The following is a 3,813-nucleotide window of genomic DNA, read 5'->3' as shown; positions in this document are numbered from 1 at the left end:
GGTGCTGAGGTTTGACGCGATTGAGCCGCTTACCGATCGGTTGTGCGACGTGTCGCCCATCTGTTCGTCGTAGATGTAGTGCAGCTTGATTCCGTTGGCGAGTTCGATCGTTTCATGCTGGGCGAACACCCCTTTCGCCCGGCGACTTGAGATCGTTTCGAAGCGACGGGAGCCGTCCTTTCGAGCATGCGTGCCTTCAAGTAATCGCACCTCAACATTGTTAGGCAGGTAGTAGAATCGGTGATAAAGGTATGTTGCCAACCAGAACGCTTTTTGGGTTGGGTCGCCGTCGTAGGGGTCCAATAAAGTATTTTGCTCGGCACGGTTGCCCAGCAGAACAACTTCGGTCCAGTCCTCGTCAAGCCGGTGTCCACCTTCTACCTTCAATATATCGGTCACATCGATAACGTCACCAAGCGGGTCACCGTTCGTGTCGAACCGGCGCAATCGTCCGTAGACGCCCTCCCGCTCGCACAAGATTGTTTCATGAACCCGTCCGTCTTTGCAGGTGCGATAGCGGATACCACGACGATTCGAAGGAAGGGATGCGACTTTCGCTCCCATGCCGAAGTTCTTGTCGAGGCCCTTCAACTTCCCAATCGACGCGGCCAAGTTGGTCATCCGGCCTAGTTCCTCATCATCCATCCCGGGACCGTTGTTCCAGATGGAGAGCTTGGGTGCGCCCTCATGCGCAACGGAGAAGATCACCTTCCCATCCGTTTCCTGCTGTGCGGCCTCCAATGCGTTTTTGAACAACTCCCGGATCATCATGATTTTGGGGCACCGGTCGATGGTACTCCTGACCAAAAAATCCTGATCGTCGACCCGTAGAGCTGAAACCGCGCTGTAGTTGTGCATATTGACCTCAAAGGCTGAAGCGGTCGCGCCGCCGGATGTTGGGAGCTTCGAATCTTGCTTCGACTTTCGCCACCTCATCTCGCAGCGCCTTGATGATCTTGCGAACCTCGCCAGCTTCCCACTCGTAGAGTTGTCGGTTTGACAGGTTCCCGATCCGCTCGATGGCTTCCAGCGCCTTGTCAGTCCTATTGGACGCCAGCTCGCGGAACTTCTCCCGCTTCTTGCCCGCAGCTTCCATTTCACGCTCCAGTATTGTATTTCCTGCGACACGAGAGACACAATAGATGTTGACGAGTATTGGCGCAATACTGGCGCTAATATGTGGAGAAATAATATCGCGCATTATATGTCGATAATGTTCGTTTCATCGGGGTCGATGGCCATCCGAGCGCCAACTGCTGACTGCAGTTAACGCCATTGGAATCGATCCGTGGGTGGGGCACTCGAGTGCTCGCCAACGGAGCCAGCCAGCCGATCGCGCTCGCTCCTCAGAACTGCTCGGTCGCAGGCCACACCCCTCAATTAACAGCCGCGAAAACCTAAGCAGGGGCGTCGGCGCCTCCTCGTTTATATACTCGAGGAGCCGTTCGGGCAGTTGTGCACCTTGGCGCTAACCGGTTGCGATGCGGCGGTGAAGCTCGGGGGCAGACCCGCCATCAGAGCGCGCTTCCGAGATCTTGGATTGGATGGCCATGAAACCAGCCTGTTAGTGTAGTCATGGCGCTCGGCGTTAGACGCTGGGTGAACAGTAGGGCAAGCCGGCGTTTCGGCCTTGATACCGCGACGTAAAAGAGGTTCCGGTTGCGCTCGTAGCGCTCGCGCTCCTGAGCAATGCGGTGCGGATCGCCGACTACCTCTAGGAAGGCATTGAAGTCGTAGTCCGACCAGCCTCGGCCGAACACGACCAGCACGTTCTCAAACTGGTCGCCCTTCACACCGTGCTTTGTCTCGAAGGGTGAATGACCGTCGAGATATTCGCAGAGCGCGATGATCTCCCGGTACCGGACTGCGTGGAGCTTATCGAGCTCCTCAAGGCGGTTGCTAAGGGGCTCCTGAGATTGATTCGCTAGCGCCAGGTCGTTTTCCATCCGGCTGACTGCCTCGCTGAGAAGCGGCAGCTCAGAGTTTTGAAGATGAGCGATGACGTCGCCGACTGTCCCTGTCTCTCGAAGCTCGCACAAACGGCTCATTACTGTTGACCAGCGCGCTTTGTCAGCCGGCCCCTTCATCACGGGACGCTGGGTGTCGATGTGATAGAACATTGCCCCGAAGCGCTTCTCGAGGAATGCCTTCGCCGAAGGTTCAAGGTGCTCGTGGAAGTACTTTATGATGTCGTTGGCCTTGCGCGCGAACGAGTCGTTGAAGCGAAACACGTCGCGCATCGACGAGTAGCCAATCTCGTTCGCGAGCGCCCGGTGCGTGAGCATCAAGACCTTGGTGTCTGACCGAAAATCCCATCCGTCCGCTATTAGCGTGTTTTTCGTTGCCTGGAATGCAGCCGCCGCTTTTAGTTCCGGCAAATCGCCGCCCCAATGGGCGCCCGTCCGGCGCGTCCCAATCCAGCCATTGGTGTGAAAGAGCTTGACCGTTGCGTGTGAGTCTGGATCGCGCGGCGCTTGCTGCAGATCCGGCCTAATCTTGTTCAGGCAATCGACGATCGGCTTCGCGCTACGAAAGTTGGCCTTCTTCTCCACACGCTTGAGCGACGCATGTTGGATTGAGCCGCAGCCGTCGCCATAGATCTTCTGCCAGTGATCGCCGAAGAAGCCGAACTGCGGTGCACCCTGTTTCCCGAGGAAGTGTTCTTTGAAAGCCGCGACCAACTCCGCATTTGTGTCCTGATACTCGTCGACTAGGATGATCGGGAAACGGCTCGTCAGCGCGCTACGAAACTTCGCCGAGTTCATCAGTTTGATATAGAGCGGGAAGATATCATCGTGGTGCAGGCTGGCGGTGCGGCCATCAATGGACCGTCGGCCGAGAGCGTATCCGATTGCATTAATCCCCGTCGTCGGCAGCGCCTCGGGGTTCGGTGACACCGTGTTGTCGATAGCATTCGCGAGTTCATCCGAGCGCCCCTGCCAGCCTTCCAAGGTCGGCACCAGTTCGCACAGCCGCTTCTGAAATCTGCTGATGAGCGACCACGCGAACGCGTGGGTTGTCTCGCAGTAGATCGCAGGATGGCCATCGGTCTGGGCAATGATCATGTCCCGCGCGACGTTCGTGTACGTGATGCAAGCGACCTGCTGATGGCGCCTGATCAGCTCCCGTGCGCGGTCGTCGAGGATATGGCGCAGGGCCGCAATCAACGAGTAGGTCTTGCCTGCGCCGGCGCCTGCTTCGAAAACGAAGCTGGAGCCGTCCTCCAGGTGCAATCGCAGCGTGCTCCACGCTTCCGCAGCGGCGGCCTCTGCAGGATTGAGTTGCAGCGCCTCGCTCACGCACAGGCTCCATTGCCTTCTTGCCTGGTTGCCGCTGCTTCGACATGCGCCACCGCAGCCCCCATGACGCCAGGATCGACCTCCGAAACCGTATTGACCGCTAGCCAGCGCAGCCCGTCAGCGATATATTTGGGTGTCGTCCAACTCGTCACGTCGATGGCGTACTTGAGCGCGAACTTGGACTTCTTGTGCTTCTTCGCCTCAGCTTCCGCCGCTGTGGCCATCGCATCGGGCGTACCAGTCGCAAGATTGAAGAGTGTTGGATTGGCGAGAATGAAGGCGTCCTCGAACGTTCGACCGCAAGGACCACCATCGACTTCCGGCACCTGGTAGGCCAACCGAACAGCACCACGGATCTTGTCAGCCTCCGTTGCGTCGCGAACGACCGTAAGGTCGAGAGGAGCCTTCTTGGCCGTTGGAGAGCCACCCGCAGCGCCAGTCGGCGCTGCTCCAGTTTGCTGCTCAGAAATCCTTGTTGCCGCATCGTTTACCGTCTCAGCAGGCGCAGGGACCG

General features: G+C 58.1%; 3 protein-coding genes and 1 pseudogene. All 4 read right to left on the bottom strand.

The annotated features are described in order from the left end of the window. Positions 1 to 858: ATP-binding protein (locus tag A7X77_RS31035; protein ID WP_197486919.1), on the bottom strand; the 858-nt coding region annotated here is incomplete at its 3' end. 7 nt (positions 859 to 865) lie between these two features. Next, entirely contained in the window at positions 866 to 1,201 is a 336-nt protein-coding gene (locus A7X77_RS31030; protein ID WP_245293817.1) for a hypothetical protein, read from the bottom strand. 313 nt (positions 1,202 to 1,514) lie between these two features. Continuing rightward, positions 1,515 to 3,299, bottom strand: coding sequence for a UvrD-helicase domain-containing protein (locus tag A7X77_RS31025; protein WP_064686615.1), 1,785 nt, complete (start codon positions 3,297 to 3,299; stop codon positions 1,515 to 1,517). Further along, positions 3,296 to 3,813 (bottom strand): annotated as a pseudogene (locus A7X77_RS33650) (hypothetical protein); the annotation flags it as partial. The pseudogene A7X77_RS33650 and the gene A7X77_RS31025, both read right to left, overlap by 4 nt.

Origin of the sequence: Rhizobium bangladeshense, assembly GCF_001662075.1 — a bacterium.
GTDB lineage: Bacteria > Pseudomonadota > Alphaproteobacteria > Rhizobiales > Rhizobiaceae > Rhizobium > Rhizobium bangladeshense_B.
The sequence above is the reverse complement of the archived record's forward strand: the minus strand, read 5'-3'. Positions and strand labels throughout refer to the sequence as shown.